The sequence below is a fragment of the Curtobacterium sp. ABR8 genome, from assembly GCF_057812125.1.
The window spans coordinates 591,880-608,236 of sequence record NZ_CM173818.1 but is presented as its reverse complement, the minus strand read 5'-3'; the positions used below and the strand labels follow the sequence as shown (position 1 = coordinate 608,236).

The 16,357-nt window shown below is 71.2% G+C and carries 14 protein-coding genes; all 14 read right to left on the bottom strand.

All coding sequences use genetic code 11. From position 1 onward, the window contains the following. The 14 genes from ACXKZB_RS02970 to ACXKZB_RS02905 all read right to left on the bottom strand — a co-directional run bounded on the left by ACXKZB_RS02970 (nucleotide 1) and on the right by ACXKZB_RS02905 (nucleotide 16,297). Complete coding sequence (locus ACXKZB_RS02970; protein WP_488824648.1) at nucleotides 1-1,326, bottom strand: sugar ABC transporter substrate-binding protein; 1,326 nt, start codon at nucleotides 1,324-1,326, stop codon at nucleotides 1-3. 284 nt (nucleotides 1,327-1,610) lie between these two features. Beyond that, a complete protein-coding gene (locus ACXKZB_RS02965) occupies nucleotides 1,611-2,798 on the bottom strand; it encodes an ABC transporter permease (RefSeq protein ID WP_488824647.1) in 1,188 nt (395 codons plus the stop codon). Beyond that, nucleotides 2,795-3,478 carry an ABC transporter ATP-binding protein gene (locus ACXKZB_RS02960; protein ID WP_488824646.1) on the bottom strand — a complete coding sequence of 228 codons (684 nt, stop codon included), beginning with the start codon at nucleotides 3,476-3,478 and terminating at the stop codon, nucleotides 2,795-2,797. Before ACXKZB_RS02960 ends, ACXKZB_RS02965 begins: the two co-directional genes overlap by 4 nt. Next, nucleotides 3,475-4,545, bottom strand: coding sequence for a peptidoglycan-binding protein (locus ACXKZB_RS02955; protein ID WP_488824645.1), 1,071 nt, complete (start codon nucleotides 4,543-4,545; stop codon nucleotides 3,475-3,477). Before ACXKZB_RS02955 ends, ACXKZB_RS02960 begins: the two co-directional genes overlap by 4 nt. An 8-nt stretch (nucleotides 4,546-4,553) precedes the next feature. Next, the gene (locus ACXKZB_RS02950) at nucleotides 4,554-5,072 is read right to left on the bottom strand and encodes a hypothetical protein (protein ID WP_488824644.1); all 519 of its coding nucleotides are present in this window, start codon (nucleotides 5,070-5,072) and stop codon (nucleotides 4,554-4,556) included. 17 nt (nucleotides 5,073-5,089) lie between these two features. Beyond that, complete coding sequence (locus ACXKZB_RS02945; RefSeq protein ID WP_488824643.1) at nucleotides 5,090-6,235, bottom strand: sensor histidine kinase; 1,146 nt, start codon at nucleotides 6,233-6,235, stop codon at nucleotides 5,090-5,092. A 20-nt stretch (nucleotides 6,236-6,255) separates the two neighbouring features. Then, entirely contained in the window at nucleotides 6,256-6,909 is a 654-nt protein-coding gene (locus tag ACXKZB_RS02940; RefSeq protein ID WP_488824642.1) for a response regulator transcription factor, read from the bottom strand. A gap of 7 nt (nucleotides 6,910-6,916) precedes the next feature. Beyond that, nucleotides 6,917-7,054 carry a hypothetical protein gene (locus ACXKZB_RS02935; protein WP_488824641.1) on the bottom strand — a complete coding sequence of 46 codons (138 nt, stop codon included), beginning with the start codon at nucleotides 7,052-7,054 and terminating at the stop codon, nucleotides 6,917-6,919. Nucleotides 7,055-7,095: 41 nt separating this feature from the next. Further along, nucleotides 7,096-7,656 carry a DUF2231 domain-containing protein gene (locus ACXKZB_RS02930; protein ID WP_488824640.1) on the bottom strand — a complete coding sequence of 187 codons (561 nt, stop codon included), beginning with the start codon at nucleotides 7,654-7,656 and terminating at the stop codon, nucleotides 7,096-7,098. An 82-nt stretch (nucleotides 7,657-7,738) separates the two neighbouring features. Beyond that, a complete protein-coding gene (locus tag ACXKZB_RS02925) occupies nucleotides 7,739-9,907 on the bottom strand; it encodes an ATP-dependent Clp protease ATP-binding subunit (protein WP_488824639.1) in 2,169 nt (722 codons plus the stop codon). Nucleotides 9,908-9,960: 53 nt separating this feature from the next. Then, a complete protein-coding gene (locus tag ACXKZB_RS02920) occupies nucleotides 9,961-11,361 on the bottom strand; it encodes an MFS transporter (RefSeq protein ID WP_488824638.1) in 1,401 nt (466 codons plus the stop codon). Nucleotides 11,362-11,510: 149 nt separating this feature from the next. Beyond that, nucleotides 11,511-11,801: a twin-arginine translocase TatA/TatE family subunit gene (gene tatA / locus ACXKZB_RS02915; protein ID WP_488824637.1), complete on the bottom strand. Its 291-nt coding sequence runs from the start codon at nucleotides 11,799-11,801 to the stop codon at nucleotides 11,511-11,513. A gap of 145 nt (nucleotides 11,802-11,946) precedes the next feature. Then, nucleotides 11,947-13,431 (bottom strand): sugar transferase, encoded by a 1,485-nt coding sequence (locus tag ACXKZB_RS02910; protein WP_488824636.1) that lies wholly within the window; start codon nucleotides 13,429-13,431, stop codon nucleotides 11,947-11,949. A 112-nt stretch (nucleotides 13,432-13,543) separates the two neighbouring features. Next, nucleotides 13,544-16,297 carry a glycoside hydrolase family 2 protein gene (locus tag ACXKZB_RS02905; protein WP_488824635.1) on the bottom strand — a complete coding sequence of 918 codons (2,754 nt, stop codon included), beginning with the start codon at nucleotides 16,295-16,297 and terminating at the stop codon, nucleotides 13,544-13,546. Nucleotides 16,298-16,357 lie beyond the last annotated feature (60 nt).

The following is a 16,357-nucleotide window of genomic DNA, read 5'->3' as shown; positions in this document are numbered from 1 at the left end:
CTACGGCTGCGCGTTGAGCGCGGTCGTGAGGTGCTTCGAGAAGCCCTCGGCGGCCTGCTCCGGCGACTTCCGCCCCGTCGCGATGTCCGCGAACATCGACTGGAACGACGCGTCGCCCTCGATGGTCGCCCAGCCCGGAGTCGCCGGGGTGGGGCGGCTCGTGCCCGCAGCCTCGAAGTACGGCTTGTGGAGGGTGTCGACGTCGTCGGCCACCGCGTCGAGCAGCTCGGTCGAGTTCGGCTCCCAGCCGTCGACGCCGAACACCTGGTCCTGCTGGAACTCCTTCGAGGTCAGGATCTTCAGGTAGTACAGCGCGAGGTCCTGGTTCGCGGCCTTCGCCGGGATGCCGAGGTCGGACCCGCCGAGGAACACCGGCTGCGTCTTCCCGTCCGTCTGCGACGGCATCGGGAACGTGCCGATCTGGTCGGCGAGCGCCGGCTTCGCGGTGGTGATCGAGCCGATCTCCCACGCCGAGCCGAGGAACGCCGAGGTGTTGCCCTGCGCGAAGACGTCGCTCTGCGAGGGCTTGTCGGTGTTGATGTCCTGCGTCGACTTCGCGGAGTAGTCGTTCTGGAACTCCTTCCACGCTGTCAGCCCCTTGACCGCGTCGTCGGAGTCGAGCGTGCCGGTCCACTTGCCGTCCTTGTCGGACGCGATCTCGCCGCCGGCGTCCCACACCCACTGCAACCCGCCGTACCAGTACTGCCCGGGCATGTAGAAGGCGGAGAAGTCGCTCGCCGTGTTGGCGGCCTTGACCTTGTCCAGGTCGGCGGTGAGCTCCTCGTACGTGGTCGGTACGTCGGTGACGCCGGCGTCCTTCCAGACCTTCTTGTTGTAGACGACGGCCCGGTTGCCCGCGAAGAGCGGAGCGCCGTAGAGCTTGTCGTCGACGGTGGCCGGCCCCTCGAGCCCGGTCAGCCAGGTCTGGCCGTCCTTCAGTTCGTCGCGGTACGGCGTCAGGTCCATGAGACCACCGGCCGCCGCGTAGACCGGCACCTGCGTGTTGCCGAGGTCGACGACGTCCGGGGCGTCGTCCTGGGCGAGCGCCGTGGTGAGCTTCGTGGTGATCCCGTCCCACTGCTGGGTCTGGATCTTCACCTTCGCCCCGGTGTCCTTCGTGAACTGCTCCTCGGCGGCGTCCAGGACCTTGTCGCTGAGGTCGCCGTTCATCATCCAGACGGTGATGGTCTTGCCCTTGCCATCGGGTGTGCCGATGGACTTCGTGCCGCCGTCGGAAGCTCCGTTGCTTCCGGCGGAGCACCCGGTGAGGGCGAGCGCGGCCGCCAGGCCGAGCGCACCGAGTGCGGCGAAACGCGTGCGTGTCACGTTGACTCCCTTGGTCCGACCTTTATGAAAGGACGTTGCGTATTCGCAATAGAAGACCTTCCGAGAGCCCTTGTCAACCGTTGGATCGGTCCCTGTGAGCAGGTTCGATCCCCGTGTTTCCGGGGGATCACGGATGGCGAACAGATGGTCGCCGATGCTTGACGCCACTGGTCATGACCAGGCATGATCTGCGCCGCGCGTCGCCGGGGTGGACGCGACGACCGGGAGGCCCGGTGCCGGTCTCGCAGACCGGCACCGGGCCTCCCGGATCACCACCACCCCCGTCAGACGGCCACCAGGGCGGAAGTGGGTGGGATGCGCGCTGCGCGCGCCGCCGGGTACAACCCGGACACGCCGCCGATCACGACCGTCGCGCCGAGTCCGCCGCCGACGGCCCACAGCGGGATCGCCACCGGCCACCCCTGCGCCAGGGTGAAGGCGATCGTCACCCCGACGCCGATCGCCACACCCGCGACGCCGCCGAGGAACGACAGCAGCAGTGACTCGACCAGGAACTGGTCGCGGATGTTCCGCCGCCGTGCCCCGAGCGCTCGACGCACGCCGACCTCGGCACGACGTTCCAACACCGTGATCACCATCGTGTTCGCGACGCCGATGCCACCGACGAGCAGGGCGACACCGCCGATGCCGACGAGCAGGCCGGTGAACGAGTCGTCGGTGGCGTTCTTCGCGGCGAGTGCATCGGACGGCCGCGTCACGCCGACGTCCTGCGGTGCTCCGGGGCGGACCGCACCGGCGAGGACGTCGCGGGCCTGCTCGACCCGCGCCGGGTCGACCCGCGTGTACACCGCGGTCGGCGCGCCGTCGAACCCGAGCTGCGCCGCGAGGGCACGCGGCACGAACACGCTGTTGTCGAGGTCCTCGGCGAGCGCGAGCGGCCGCAGGACCCCGACCACCTGCACCCACTGGCCGCCCGACCAGACGCGGCTGTCGGCCCGGACCCGGTCGATGCCCAGTGCGGTGGCGGCTCCTGCTCCGAGGACGACCTGCGGCGCGGCTCCGGGCGCGTCGTCGATCCACCGTCCGGATGCGAGCTGTCCGCCGAGGACCTCCGGCACGTCGCCCCAGGCAGCGAGCACACCGATGCCCTTCGTCTCCGGCGCCGGGACGAACCCGTTGCGGTAGACCCCGGTGTCCGGCACGGTCCCGACCGCGGCGGCGGACTCGACGTCGTCCTGCCGTTGCACCGATTCGAGGGCGGTGGCTGGCAGCGGCGGTGTCTCACCGAACCCCTGCGCCTCGGTGACGGTGAGCACGTTCGTGCCGAGGGCGTCGAGGACCTGGTCGACCTTCGCCTTGCTCGACGAGGAGATGCCGACGACCGCGATCATCGCCGCGATGCCGATGGCGATGCCGAGGGCCGACAGGACGACACGGCCGGGCCGGGTCCGCAGACCGAACACCCCGAGCCGGAGCAGGTCCGCGGCGCCGACGGTTCCGCGGGCGCTCATCGAGTGCCCGCCCGGTCGTCCTGCGAGACCAGGCCGTCGCGCATCCGGATCCGCCGGGGCAGCGACGCGGCGAGTTCCAGGTCGTGGGTGATCACGAGGACCGTCGTCCCGGCCTCGTTGAGCTCCCGCAGCAACGCCAGGACCGCAGCGCCCGACGCGGTGTCGAGCGCGCCGGTCGGTTCGTCCGCCAGCAGGATCGTCGGTTCGCCGATGATCGCCCGCGCGATCGCGACCCGCTGCTTCTCACCACCGGACAGCTCGTGCGGCCGGTGGTCGACGCGGTGCCCGAGTCCGACCCGGCGCAACGCCTCGACGGCCCGGCGGTGGCGCTCCCGGCGGGGGACGCCGGCGTAGAGCACGCCGTCCGCGACGTTCTCGGCGGCCGTCGCCCCGGCCTGCAGGTGGAAGTGCTGGAACACGAAGCCGATGTGGTCGGCTCGCAGTCGCGACAAGGCGTCGTCGGACATCGTGGCGACGTCGTTGCCGGCGATCGTCACGGTGCCCGACGTCGGCCGGTCGAGCGTCCCGATGATGTTGAGCATCGTCGACTTGCCCGATCCCGAGGGGCCGACCACGGCGACGAGCTCACCGGCGGCGACCTCGAGTGCGACCCCGCGGAGGGCGCCGACGTCCCCGTAGGTCTTCACCACGTCGTCGAGCGAGAGGACCGCGCCGCTCATCCGGGCACCACCACACGATCACCTTCGGCGACGTCGCCGGTGATCGCCACGCGGCCACCGGCGGTGAAGCCCGGGTCGACCGGCACCCGCTCGGTCGCCCCGCCCCGCCGCACCACGTCGACGGCGTACTCCCCCTCGGAACCCGCGACCAGCGCCGACACCGGGACGGAGAGCACACCGCGCTCGGTGGTGCCCTTCGCGTCGATCTGGGCGGACGCCGCCGCGGGCAGCTTCCGGTCGCCGGGGTCGAAGGACACCGAGACGTCGACCTTGGTACCGCCGTCCTCGCTCGTGTTCGGCTGCACGTCCGAGACCTCGCCGTGCAGGGGCTCCCCGGTGCCGTTCACCCGGACGTCGACCTTCGTCCCGACCGCCAGCCGTTCGGCGTCGCGCTGGGACACGGTCGCCGCGACGATGCGCTTCGTGCTCGTGACCTGCAGCACGTCCCCGCCGGCGGCGCCCTCCGCTCCCGCCGCACCGGTCGCCTGGCCGAGCTTCCCGTCCACCGAGGCGACCCGCACCGCACCGTCCACGAACGCGACGTCGTCGGCTGTCAGGACTCCGGTCCGCTCGTGTCCGCGGTCCGCCTGCCACTGGCGCACGCCGGCCTGCGTGCGCGGCCCGAACTCGTCGTCGACGGATACGTCGTAGCCCAGGGCCGCCAGGTTCTCGTTGAGTTGCCGGATGTCGGTGCCGTGCAGCCCGCGGGAGAGGTCCCGCCAGAGCGGCACCGTGCCGTACATCGACCGCACGCCTCGCTCGTCCACCGCGTACAGGTACTCGTCGCGCTGGATGACGTCGCCGGGACGGGGCAGCCAGGTGATGGTCCCCGCGGCCGCGGCCGGCACGCCGGTCGGGGTGCCGTAGCCGAGCGTGCCGGCGAAGACCTTCGAGTCGGTCAGGTCGCCCTTCGTGACGGTCGCGGTGGTCCCGGCGGAGGCCTCCTCGGATGCGGCCGATGCCGTCGCCGACGTCCCCGATCCCGCACTGACGACCGCCCACGTGCCGGAGCCGACCCCGACGGCCGCGACGAGGCACGCACCGACGACCAATGCCCGTCGGCGCACGGAACGACTCATTCGCCGACACCGGTCATCGCGGACCCGAGCGCTTCCTCGTCACACGCCCGCGCGACCTCGTCGAAGGCGGATGCGTCGTCCGGTCGGTAGGTCCGCTGCGCCTCCTGATCGTCGGGGTAGTCGGAGAACCCGCCCTCGCGGATGCACTCGGCCGCCTGCTGCATCTGCTCGTCGAGTCCCGGCATCGGCTTCGCCGCTTGCGCATCGCCGGCACCCCCGCCGTCACCGATGCACGCCGTGAGGTCGCTCTGGTACTGGTCCGGGTCGACGTCGTCCGGCGCGCCGAACTGCATGCTCTGCCCGCCGCTCGACGGGTCCGGCATGTCGTAGCCCTTCCCGCGCATGCACTCGGCGAGCGTCGCGCCCTGGCGCGCCGACCCGGTCGCGGGGCCAGCGGCACCACTGTCGTCGCGGCTCGAGCAGCCCGCGAGCAACGCGGGCAGCAGCACGAGCGTCGCCGCGGCGGCGGCGAGGGAGGAACGGGTCCGGCGGCTGGTGGTGGATGTCGTGTTCATGCATCCAGGACACCGGATCAGCTGTTTCGCCCCGTGTCCCCCTGGCGTTGCACCGACGAAACAGCGATGCGGACGACGAGTCCGCCGGCCGGTCGGGCGTCGATGGTCAGGCACCACCCGTGTGCCTGCACGATGGACGCCACGATCGACAGCCCGAGGCCGCTGTGCCGGTCGCCGGCGCGGCCGGACGGGCACCGCCGGAACGGCTCGATCAGACGCGGCGCCTCGTCCGCCGGCACCACCGGTCCGGAGTTCTCGACGACGATCCCGTCCGACGCGGTGGTCACCCGGACGAACCCGCCGGGTTCGTTGTACTCGACGGCGTTGCCGACCAGGTTGACGAGGAGCTGCCGGAACAGCGTCGGCTCACCGTCGACGACCAGACCGGGAGGCCCGGTGCGCGTCGCGCAGGTCAGCGCGACCCCGGCGTCGGTCGCGGTCCGGGCCGCCCCCGCGAGCACCTCGGCGGTCACGTCGTCCACGTGGATCGCCTGCGTCGTGCCGTCGAGCCCGCGGTCGGCCTCGGCGAGCACGAGCAGCGACTCGACCAGGTGCTCGGTGCGCCGGTTCTGCTCGAGGAGCTCACCACGGACGGCCCGGACGTCCTCGGTGCCCAGGTCGTCGTGCAGTCCGATCTGGACGGCTGCCCGCTGCACCGCGAGCGGCGTCCGGAGTTCGTGCGAGGCCTGCGCGACGAACCTTCGTTGACTCTCGAACGCCGTCTCGAGCCGGTCGAGCAGGTCGTCGACGGTGCGGGACAGCCGCCGGAGCTCGTCGTCGGGGCCGACGAGGGCGATCCGCTCGTGCAGGTTCGAGGCGGTGATGCGGTTCGCCGTAGCGGTGATCCGGTCGATGGGACGGAGCATCCGCCTGCTGACCAACCACCCGACACCACCTGCGAGCACCCCGGCGACGACGACCCCGACTGCCGACCACTGCCACTGCAGCGAGTTGGCCTCGGTGACGACGCGCAGGGTCTGCGATCCCCCGAGCTGTTCGGGGGCGATCGGGACGGCCCACTGGACCCGAGCCGTCTCCCCACCGTCCTGACCGACCACGGGGAGCGTCCGGGCGAACGACTGCTGCGACGCGAGGTTCACGAACACCAGCACGGCGGCGGTCAGCACCATCGAGGCCCCGGCGAAGGCGAGGGCCGTGCGCACGCGGATCGTGAGCGTCCGCATCACAGGGCGTACCCCTGCCCGGGCACCGTCCGGATCGGGTCGGGGTCACCGAGCTTGCGGCGGAGTTTCGACATGGTCACCCGGACGGCGGCGGTGAACGGGTCGATGTTCATGTCCCAGACCTTCTCGAGCAGCTCCTCGGCGGAGACGATCCGGCCGTCGGCACGGAGCAGGGTCTCGAGCACCCCGAGCTCCTTCGACGTCAGGTCGAGCGGGCGCCCGTCGCGGGTGGCCATCCGCCGGTTCGTGTCGACGAGCAGCCCGGCACGCTCGAGGACGGGGGCGACCGGTGCGACGCTCCGCCGGCCGAGGGCGCGCACCCTGGCGACGAGTTCCGGGTACTCGAAGGGCTTCGTCAGGTAGTCGTCCGCGCCGAGTTCGAGCCCGTTCACCCGGTCGACGAGGGTCGTCGCGGCTGTGAGCATGAGGATGCGGGTCAGGCTCCCGCGCGCCGCGAGCCGCCGGGCCACCTCGTCGCCGTGCATGCCGGGGAGGTCCCGGTCGAGCACGACGACGTCGTAGTCGTTCACGCTGAGCAGCTCGTCCGCGTGGTCGCCGCGGTACGCCACGTCCACGGCCATGTCCTGCCGGGTCAGCCCCTTCGCGACGAGGTCGGCGAGGGCCGGTTCGTCGTCCACCACGAGTACACGCATCCCGACATCACATGCGATATTCCTGTGGATTGACTGGGTCGACCCGGACGATGCCGGCGTCCTCGTCGACGTGCACCACGAATCCGGTGCCGCGGGCGGCAGGAGCGAACGTGAGCGGGACGGTGTCGATCGTCAGGGGGTCCATGTGCCCAGCCTGGGGTGGCGACTGTTTCGCCGCCGTAACGGTCAGCGCGACGCGTCGAACGGCACTTCGCCGTGGTCGCTCACGCCGGCGCGCTGTCGGTAGGCCAGGTGCCCACCGAGGTACCCGCCGACCCCGACCACCGAGAGCGCAGCGAACCCGAGGAGCTTGCCGGCCCCGTGGTTGCCGTTCTTCCGCTGCCACCACGACAGCCCGTACAACGAGATGCCGACCCAGTTCACGGCCTGGTGCACCCATCCGGTGCGCAGCTGTTCGCGGTCCAGCTCGGACCAGTCGACGTACCCGGCGAGCGAAGCGCTCCCGGAGGACACGAGCCCGACGCCGACGAGCGTCTTCGCGGCCTTCGCGTTGCCCTTCCCACCGAAGACGTCGAGCACCGCGGCCGAGATCCACGCCCCGAGCGGCACCTGCACCATGAGCGGGTGCAGCGGATGCCCGAACGGCACCCCGTGCAGCAGTTGCCGCAGGGCCTTCGGCTTCGCGAGCGCGTTCACCACCGCTCGGTCGACGTCGACGGCTTTGTCGAGCACGCTCGCGTGCTCGACGGTGTCGGTGAGGCGACGGAACGCGCGGATCTCAGGCATGCCCTGCAGCCAACCCGGGAGGCCCGTGCCGGGTCCCAGGAACCGGCCCCGAGCCTCCCGTCTGATGCATCCAGGGCGCCGACTACTCCTCGACGATCTCCGCCAGTTCGAAGGGCTCGACGGTCAGGCCGTCGCCGTCCTCGGCGACGTCCACCCGCACGGTGTCGCCGTCGCGGACGTCACCGGACAGGATCGCCCGTGCCAGCTTGTCGTCGATCTGCCGCTGCATGAGGCGGCGGAGCGGCCGGGCGCCGTAGAGCGGGTCGTACCCGCGCTCCGCCAGCCATCCGCGCGCCTCCGGTGTGACCGCCAGCTCGAGCCGGCGGTCGGTCAGCCGGCGGGCGAGCCGGTCGACGTAGAGCGACACGATCTGGCCGAGGTCGTCGGCCGTCAGGGCCTGGAACACCACGATGTCGTCGAGGCGGTTGATGAACTCCGGCCGGAACGCCTGCTGCACGAGTTCACGCACGGCTGTCTCCCGCTGGTCGTCCGTCAGCGTCAGGTCGGTCATGAACTGCGAGCCGAGGTTCGACGTGAGCACCAGGATCGTGTTCCGGAAGTCGACCGTGCGCCCCTGACCGTCCGTCAGACGGCCGTCGTCGAGCACCTGGAGCAGCACGTCGAACACCTCGGGGTGGGCCTTCTCGATCTCGTCGAGCAGGATCACCGAGTACGGACGACGTCGGACGGCCTCGGTGAGCTGGCCGCCGGACTCGTAGCCGACGTACCCGGGAGGGGCACCGATCAGCCGCGAGACCGAGTGCTTCTCGCCGTACTCGCTCATGTCGATGCGGACGAGGGCCTTCTCGTCGTCGAACAGGAACTCCGCGAGCGCCTTCGCCAACTCGGTCTTGCCGACGCCGGTCGGCCCGAGGAACAGGAAGGAGCCGGTCGGACGGTCCGGGTCGGAGATGCCGGCGCGGGTGCGGCGGACGGCCTCGGACACGGTGTTCACGGCGGTGCGTTGCCCGATGATCCGGCGGCCGAGTTCGTTCTCCAGGTGCAGGAGCTTCTCGGTCTCGCCCTGCAGCAGCCGGCCGAGCGGGATGCCCGTCCACTGGGCGATCACGGCGGCGATGTCCTCGTCGGTGACGCTGTCGTTCACCATGCGGTCGGCGGACTCGGCCTGCTCGGCGGCGGCGAGCTCCGCTTCGATCCGGGGCTTCTCGGCGTACTCGAGGCGTGAGACCGTCGCGTAGTCGGCCTCGCGCTGCGCGCGCTGGCTGCGCATGTTCAGGTCGTCGAGCTGCTGCTTCAGCTCACCGATGCGGTTCAGGCTCGCGCGCTCGGCCTGCCAGCGCTGCTCGAGCTCGGCCAGCCGCTCCTCACGCGTGTGCAGTTCGTTCCGCAGGGTCTCGAGCCGCGCCTTCGAGGCGTCGTCCTTCTCCTGCTTGAGCGCGAACTCCTCGACACGCAGCCGGTCCACGTTCCGCTTCAGTTCGTCGATCTCGACCGGGCTGGAGTCGATCTCCATGCGGAGCCGACTGGCGGCCTCGTCGATCAGGTCGATCGCCTTGTCGGGCAGTTGACGGCCGGAGATGTACCGGTTCGACAGGCTGGCCGCAGCGACGAGGGCGGAGTCGTTGATCGTGACCTTGTGGTGCGCCTCGTAGCGCTCCTTGAGCCCGCGGAGGATCGCCACGGCGTCCTCGACGCTGGGCTCCCCCACGTAGACCTGCTGGAAACGGCGCTCGAGGGCGGCGTCCTTCTCGATGTACTCGCGGTACTCGTCGAGCGTCGTCGCCCCGATGAGCCGCAGTTCCCCGCGCGCGAGCATCGGCTTGAGCATGTTCGAGGCCGCGACGGACCCTTCGCCACCACCGGCCCCCATCAGCGTGTGCAGCTCGTCGATGAACGTGATGACCTGCCCGTCGGAGTCGTTGATCTCCTTGAGCACGGCCTTGAGGCGTTCCTCGAACTCACCGCGGTACTTCGCACCGGCGATGAGCGAGGAGATGTCGAGCGAGACGAGTCGCTTGTCCTTCAGCGAGTCGGCGACGTCGCCGGCGACGATGCGCTGCGCGAGCCCCTCGACGACGGCGGTCTTGCCGACGCCGGGCTCGCCGATGAGCACGGGGTTGTTCTTGGTGCGGCGGGTGAGCACCTGACTGACGCGTCGGATCTCGGAGTCGCGTCCGATCACCGGGTCGAGCTTGCCGCTGCGAGCGATCGCCGTCAGGTCGACGCCGTACTGCTCGAGGGCGGTCTTCTGTCGCTCTTGCGAATCAGGAGCACCCTGGAGGTTCGCCATGCGTTCCGTCCTTTCGTTGCGGTGGTGTTGTACTTGAGTCTACTCCACTCAACTTACGTCGGCGCAGGCACATTCCGGATCCCGACGGCGCTGACCACGGCGCCGGCGAGGAGCAGGACCGCCATCACGACGACCGCCCGGTGCAGACCGGCGACGCTCATCTCCCCGCCGAGGACCACGCCCGCGAGCGCCACCATCACCAGACCGGCGATCCGCGCGATCGCGTTGTTCACGGCCGACCCGACGCCGGCCTCGGACTGCGGCACCGACCCGAGCACGGCACTGGTCAGCGGCGTCACCATGAGCGCGATCCCGAACCCGATGAGCACGAGTCCGGGGAACACGGCGACCCAGTAGCCGTCCGGCCGCGCACCGACCAACAGCATCAGGAGCGCACCGACCGCCGCCACCGCTGGCCCCGCCGCCATGAACCAGCGCGGTCCGAACCGCCCCGCCAGTCCACCCACCGCCGAGGACACCAGCAGCAGGACCACCGTCGGCGGCAGCGTCGCCAGGCCGGCGAGCCAGGCGGGGAACCCCCAGACCTCCTGCAGGAACAGGGTGACCACGAAGAAGACCATGCTCAGCGCGCCGTAGATCGACAGGGTGGCGAGGTTGCCCACCGCGAAGTTGCGAGCCCGGAACAGCGCGAGCGGCACCAGCGGCGAACCGGTCGTGCGGGTCACGTGGAGCTCCCACGGCACGAAGGCCCCGAGCGCCAGTGCGCCGAGCACGAGCGCGGCGACCACCACCGGAGCACCCCACCCGAGCCGCTCCTGCTCGATGAGTCCGAGCACCGCCCCACCGACCCCGACGACCGCGAGCACGGCGCCGACCACGTCGATGCGTGGCCGGACAGCTGGGTGCACGTCGCCGGTGATCCGCAGCACGAGCGGGATCGTCACTGCGATCGGCACGGCGGTCAGCACGAAGATCCACCGCCAGCCGATGCTGTCGACCACCAGCCCGCCGACCACGGGGCCGAGGATCGTCGCGGCGCTCGACCAGGCCGTCCACGTGCCGATCGCCTTCGACTGCGCGGCCCCGCGGAACGCCGCCACGATGAGGGCGAGCGCACTCGGGGTCACCAGGGCTCCGCCGACGCCCTGGAACGCCCGCGAGACGATCAGGAACTCCCCCGTCGGGGCGATGGCGCAGGCGATCGAGGCGATCCCGAAGACGACGAGACCCCACGTGATGATCCGGACCCGGCCGAACACGTCCGACAGCGAGCCGGCGACGAGGATGAGCGAGCCGAGCGTCACCAGGTACGCGTCGACGGTCCACTGCTGCACGACGAGCCCACCGCCGAGCTCCTGCCGGATCGCGGGGAGCGCCACGTTCACCACGCTCGAGTCCAACCCGACGACGAACGACGACAGGATCGCCACCACCAGCACGGTGCGCCGGTCGTCCCGGAGCGGCGCGGTGGCGTGTGGCGCGGCAGTGGTCATGTGCTCATCCTGCTCCCGGTGCCGCCCACCGGGCAGTCCCCGACAGGACCACCCGCGCACGACGGACCCCGTGCACGACGAAGCCCCCGCGACCGGAGTGGTCGCGGGGGCTGCCGACAGGACGGGGCTGGGTGTCCTGAGCTGTGTGGCTAGCGCCGTGAGTCGGTGTTCGGCTGCGCGCTCGAGCCGGGGTTCAGGACCGGACCGGCAGCGGGCTCGGCGGGAGCGGTCGGCACGGTGGTGTTCGTCGCCGCGGTGTTCTGCACCGTGGTGTCACCGGCCTGTGCCTTCTTCTCGTCGTCGCTCATCTCCTTCTTGAAGATGTTGATCGACTGCCCGAGGCCCTTGGCGAGCGCCGGGAGCTTCGTCGCGCCGAACAGCAGGATGACGATCCCGAGGATGATCAGCAGGTGTACGCCGCCGAGGTTTCCGAGCATCATGACTCCTTGATCTGGAACTGGTCGCCGTCCGGAGGTCTTCTTCGACCCACGCGGCGGAAGTCCGTGTTCCCCCCATCGTAACTCCCCCGCTCCCTGATGCCCAGGCCGGGCACCGGAACGGACACCGATCGCACAGGGAACGCGATCAGTAGGCCCCACGGGATCGGATCACCGACGGGATCGTCCGCGCCAGGATCACCAGGTCGTGGATGAACGACCAGTTCTCGACGTAGTGCAGGTCGAGCCGCACACCCTCGGCCCAGTCCAGGTCCGATCGCCCGCTGACCTGCCAGAGGCCGGTGATGCCGGGGGTGACCAGGAGTCGGCGATCGGCAAAGTCCTCGTAGAGGGCGACCTCGCGCGGCAGTGCCGGACGAGGGCCGACGAGACTCATCGACCCGGTGAGCACGTTCCACAGCTGCGGCAGTTCGTCGAGCGAGGTCCTGCGCAGGAAGCCGCCGACCCGGGTGACCCTCGGGTCGTCCTTCATCTTGAACAACGGTCCGGCGCCCTCGTTCGCCGCGTGCAACGTCGCCATCCGGGCTTCGGCGTCGACGCACATCGTGCGGAACTTGAGGATCGGGAACTCCGCGCCGCCACGGCCCACTCGGGTCTGCCGGAAGAACACCGGGCCGCCGTCGTCGAGTCGGACGGCCAGCGCGATCGCGGCCAGGACCGGCGCCAGCAGCACCAGTCCGAAGCCCGCTCCGAAGACGTCGAGCAGCCGCTTGCCACCACGGCGCCGGTAGTCGGGCGTCTCGACGTGCATCAGCGGCAGGCCGTCGACCGGCCGTTCGTGCACGCGCCCCGCGGCGATGTCGGACAGGGGTGAGGACACGACGAGCTCGACGCCGTGCTCCTCGAGTTGCCACCCGAGGCGGCGCAGTCGCTCGTGCCCGCCACGGACGGCCCCGGCGACGACGACCGCCGAGACGCCCTCGGATCGAGCCAGCGCGAGGACGTCGTCGATCCCGCTGACCACCGGAGCGGCCACCGGCCCGAGGTCGATCATCGTTCCCACGGGCTGACAGTCGGTCACGACCGCACGGACCCGGTACCCGGCGCTGGGCGTCGCCGCGATCCGCCGCCCGACGTACCGGACGTCGTCCGCGTCCCCGACGAGCAGCACGTCCTGCAGCCGCTCGCCACGGGCGCGGGTCCGCGCCAACGCGCTCCTCACGGCTTTCCGCCCGGCCGCCAGGAACACGAGGCCGAGCGGGAAGGCGATCGCGACGTAGCCACGGGCGAGGTCGAGCTGCGCCGCGTAGGCCACGACCGCCACCACCGCGACGGTCAGCAGGCTCGCGGTCACGAGCCTGCGGTACTCGTCGCCGCCGATGCCGGCGATCCGCGGGTCGCGAGTTCGGAACGTCGACAGCAGGACCATCCAGATCAGGATGATCGCCGGGGCAGTCGCGAACTCCACCCAGCCGGCCTGGGGTCGAACGGCCGACAGCTCCCAGGGGAACCGGGCCACGTGGGCGACCGCGAACGCCACGCCCAGCAGACCGACGTCCAGCAGGGCGACAGAGGGGGCGAACCCATGGCGGGCACCAGCTGGCGCCGACACCAGCGGAGCCCTCGGGGGGACGGCGAGTGCTGCCGTGGGCGGACGCATCGCGAGCGACATGGTGGGACCTCCTGTCGACCTGGCCGACGGGAGGTCGACCGGACGCCGGAGTCGCTCGGGTCACAACAGCGAGCGGCGCACCAGTGAATATATCACTGTGTCGTTCTGCATATCAACGGCCGAGCACGTGGTCCAGGCTCCACAGGACGGGTTCCGCGCGGAGCGCCGGGATGTCCGCCTCTGTCACGCCGGTGATCCGGAAGGTCACCCGCTCCCCGGGCAGCAGGGTCATGAAGCCGCGGTCCACCGCACCGGTCGAGCTCACCCGGTCGGGTTGCACGAGCAGGTCCCGCACGAGCGACTCGGCCTCGACGGTCAGGTCGAGTCCGCCGTCGACGGGCGTGAAGGAGGTGCGGTACCGCGCGGGCTCCCAGCGAACGGCGACGTCGGGGCCCGGCGTCCAGACCGCTCGGCGCCAGTCCATGTCCGCCACGATGAGCTCGCCCGCGGGGTCGTCGACCACACCCACGGACTCGGGCAGGGCGACGACGGCGACCCCGGCGGACGGCAACCGGACGGGCAGGGAGACCTCGGCCAGGATCGCGCCGGCGGTGGTGATCCGTCGCACCCGCACCACGCTGTCGTGGCCGCCCCTCGTGGACCGGACGGCGACCTCGACGGGCGACGACCCGAACGCTCCGGGCGAGACGCCGAGCGAGAGCGTGTCCGCCACGTCACTCAGCTCAGCCGTCTCGCTGACAGAAGCCGAACTGCCTGGGTGATCCGGGCCTCCCGTCCGACCAGCGCCGGACGCGTCCGGCGAGTCGGACGCGACCGTTCCGGAGACCGGCGACGCCGGGGACGCCGCGGATGCGGCCGCAGGCGACGCCGCCGGCCCGGACACGGCGGACGGCACGACCGCCTCCCGTGACACCGGACGGATCGTCAGCAGGACGTCGTCGTACAGCCGCCGCAGCTCGTGCGCGAGCGGCTTCGACCGCCCCGCCGAGTCGATCGCCGACCACGACGACACCGGCCACAGGTCGTTGAGCTGCCACATCACCACGCCGGTGTTGCGCGGCCAGTGCGTCCGCCAGTGCTCGATGCCCGTCGCGATCGCCCGGGCCTGCTGCAGCTGCGTCAGGTAGTGCCACGCATCGAACGAGAAGGGCCCCGTGCCGAACCGCGGCTCCAAGCCGCGGGCCAGCTTGCCCATCCCGTCGGCCGCCTTTTGGTGGTGGACCACCCCGGGTGCGTCCTGCGACAGCACCTCGTCCGCGACGCCGTCCCGCAGCGTCCGCCAGGCGGGCGGTGCCTGCCAGCCGAACTCGGACACGAACCGCGGCACGGATCCGCGGTACGCGGTGTCGGGGAGGCGGTTCCACACGTCCCACGAGTGGTGGGTCTCGTGGTCGACGTCGTTCGCGGGCAGCGACTCGGCCCCCGACCACGGCGACGCCACGGTGTAGAAGCGCGACGGGTCGACCGCGTCGACGATCGTCGGCAGCAGGTCGAGGTAGTAGTCGAGGCCCCAGCCGCGGTCGCCGAGCGAGTCCGCCCAGCCGTCCACGTCGTGCAGCCAGATGTTCTCGTTGTTCCCGTTCCACAGCACCAGCGAGGGGTGCCGCGCGAGCCGGGCGACGTTGTCGCGTGCCTCGGCGATGACCTCGCTGCGGATGGGTTCGACCTCGGGGTACGCCGAGCAGGCGAACGGGAAGTCCTGCCAGACGAGCAGCCCGAGTTCGTCGCACACCTCGTAGAAGTCACGCGACTCGTACACACCGCCGCCCCACACGCGCACGAGGTTGGTGCCGAGCGACGCCGCCGCGGTCAGACGGGACTGCAGGCGCGCGCGGTCGACGCGCGAGATGATCACGTCGTCCGGGATCCAGTTCACGCCCCGGACATCGATGAGCGTCCCGTTGACGTGGATGGCGAACGGGCGGCCCATGTCGTCGACCTGCGTGTCGATCCGCGTCGACCGGAAGCCGGTGCGGAACGTGTCGCGGTCCAGGACCTCGCCCTCGACCGTCTGCAGTTCCACGACCACGTCGTACTGCGCCTGCGCTCCGTAGCCGCGGGGCCACCAGCGCAGCGCCTCGGGCACGCGCACCGTGACGACGGTTTCGTCGTCCTTCGGCGTCAGCTGCGCCCGCGACCGCTGCCGCGTGGGCGTGCCGTCCTCCTTGAGACCGCTGACGGTCACGACGAGCACCAGGTCGTCGTCCTCGCCGTCCTGGTCCAGGTCGTTCAGGCCCGAGCGCTCGACGGTGATGTGTGCGTCGAGCACGCCCTCGCCGGCCTCGACGTCGACGAGCGGTCGGACCTCGCGCAGCCGCGCGGTGGACCACCGCTCGATCGCGACCGGTCGCCAGGGACCGCTCGTGACGGCGGTGAGGCCCCAGTCCCAGCCGAAGTTCGAGGCCATCTTGCGGATGTACGGGAACGGCTCGTCGTACGGGCCCGGCATGCTGCCGGCCTTCGCGGCGACGCGGCCGGCCTCACGGTACGGCGACTCGAACAGGATCTCGAGGTCCTTCGTCGTCGCCCCGGACCCGGTCTGCACGCGCGCGTCGAAGCGGTAGCGCCGGTGCATGTTGCGGGTCGTGCCCACGACGACGCCGTCCAGGCTGAGCTCGGAGACGGTGTCCAGGCCGTCGCAGACGAGGTCCACGCGTTCGTGGCCGCGGGGGTCGACGTCGACCGAGGTGCGGTAGGACCAGTCGGCCCGGCCGACCCACTTGGCGGCCTGCTCGTTCCGGTCGAAGGTCGGGTCCGGCAGCAGGCCCTCCCGTTCCAGGTCGGTGTGCACCTGGCCCGGCACCGTCGCCGGGATGGTGCGGCCCGCGACGCCGTCCGGCGCACCGGTTCCTCCGGCCATGGTCACGGTCCAGCCGTCGCGGAGTTCCTCGCGTTCGAGGGTCATGCGGGTCCTTCTCTTCGGCGGACGGGGTGTCCGTCGCCTCGGTCGGGACGCCGGCCGGCG

What these genes read in the sequence shown, in the direction of transcription:
- ACXKZB_RS02965 (WP_488824647.1), bottom strand. Translation starts at nt 2,798, where the DNA reads ATGAGCGCCCGCGGAACCGTCGGCGCCGCGGACCTGCTCCGGCTCGGG.
- ACXKZB_RS02960 (WP_488824646.1), bottom strand. Translation starts at nt 3,478, where the DNA reads ATGAGCGGCGCGGTCCTCTCGCTCGACGACGTGGTGAAGACCTACGGG.
- ACXKZB_RS02950 (WP_488824644.1), bottom strand. Translation starts at nt 5,072, where the DNA reads ATGAACACGACATCCACCACCAGCCGCCGGACCCGTTCCTCCCTCGCC.
- ACXKZB_RS02940 (WP_488824642.1), bottom strand. Translation starts at nt 6,909, where the DNA reads ATGCGTGTACTCGTGGTGGACGACGAACCGGCCCTCGCCGACCTCGTC.
- ACXKZB_RS02935 (WP_488824641.1), bottom strand. Translation starts at nt 7,054, where the DNA reads ATGGACCCCCTGACGATCGACACCGTCCCGCTCACGTTCGCTCCTGCC.
- ACXKZB_RS02930 (WP_488824640.1), bottom strand. Translation starts at nt 7,656, where the DNA reads ATGCCTGAGATCCGCGCGTTCCGTCGCCTCACCGACACCGTCGAGCAC.
- ACXKZB_RS02925 (WP_488824639.1), bottom strand. Translation starts at nt 9,907, where the DNA reads ATGGCGAACCTCCAGGGTGCTCCTGATTCGCAAGAGCGACAGAAGACC.
- ACXKZB_RS02920 (WP_488824638.1), bottom strand. Translation starts at nt 11,361, where the DNA reads ATGACCACTGCCGCGCCACACGCCACCGCGCCGCTCCGGGACGACCGG.
- tatA (WP_488824637.1), bottom strand. Translation starts at nt 11,801, where the DNA reads ATGATGCTCGGAAACCTCGGCGGCGTACACCTGCTGATCATCCTCGGG.
- ACXKZB_RS02910 (WP_488824636.1), bottom strand. Translation starts at nt 13,431, where the DNA reads ATGTCGCTCGCGATGCGTCCGCCCACGGCAGCACTCGCCGTCCCCCCG.
- ACXKZB_RS02905 (WP_488824635.1), bottom strand. Translation starts at nt 16,297, where the DNA reads ATGACCCTCGAACGCGAGGAACTCCGCGACGGCTGGACCGTGACCATG.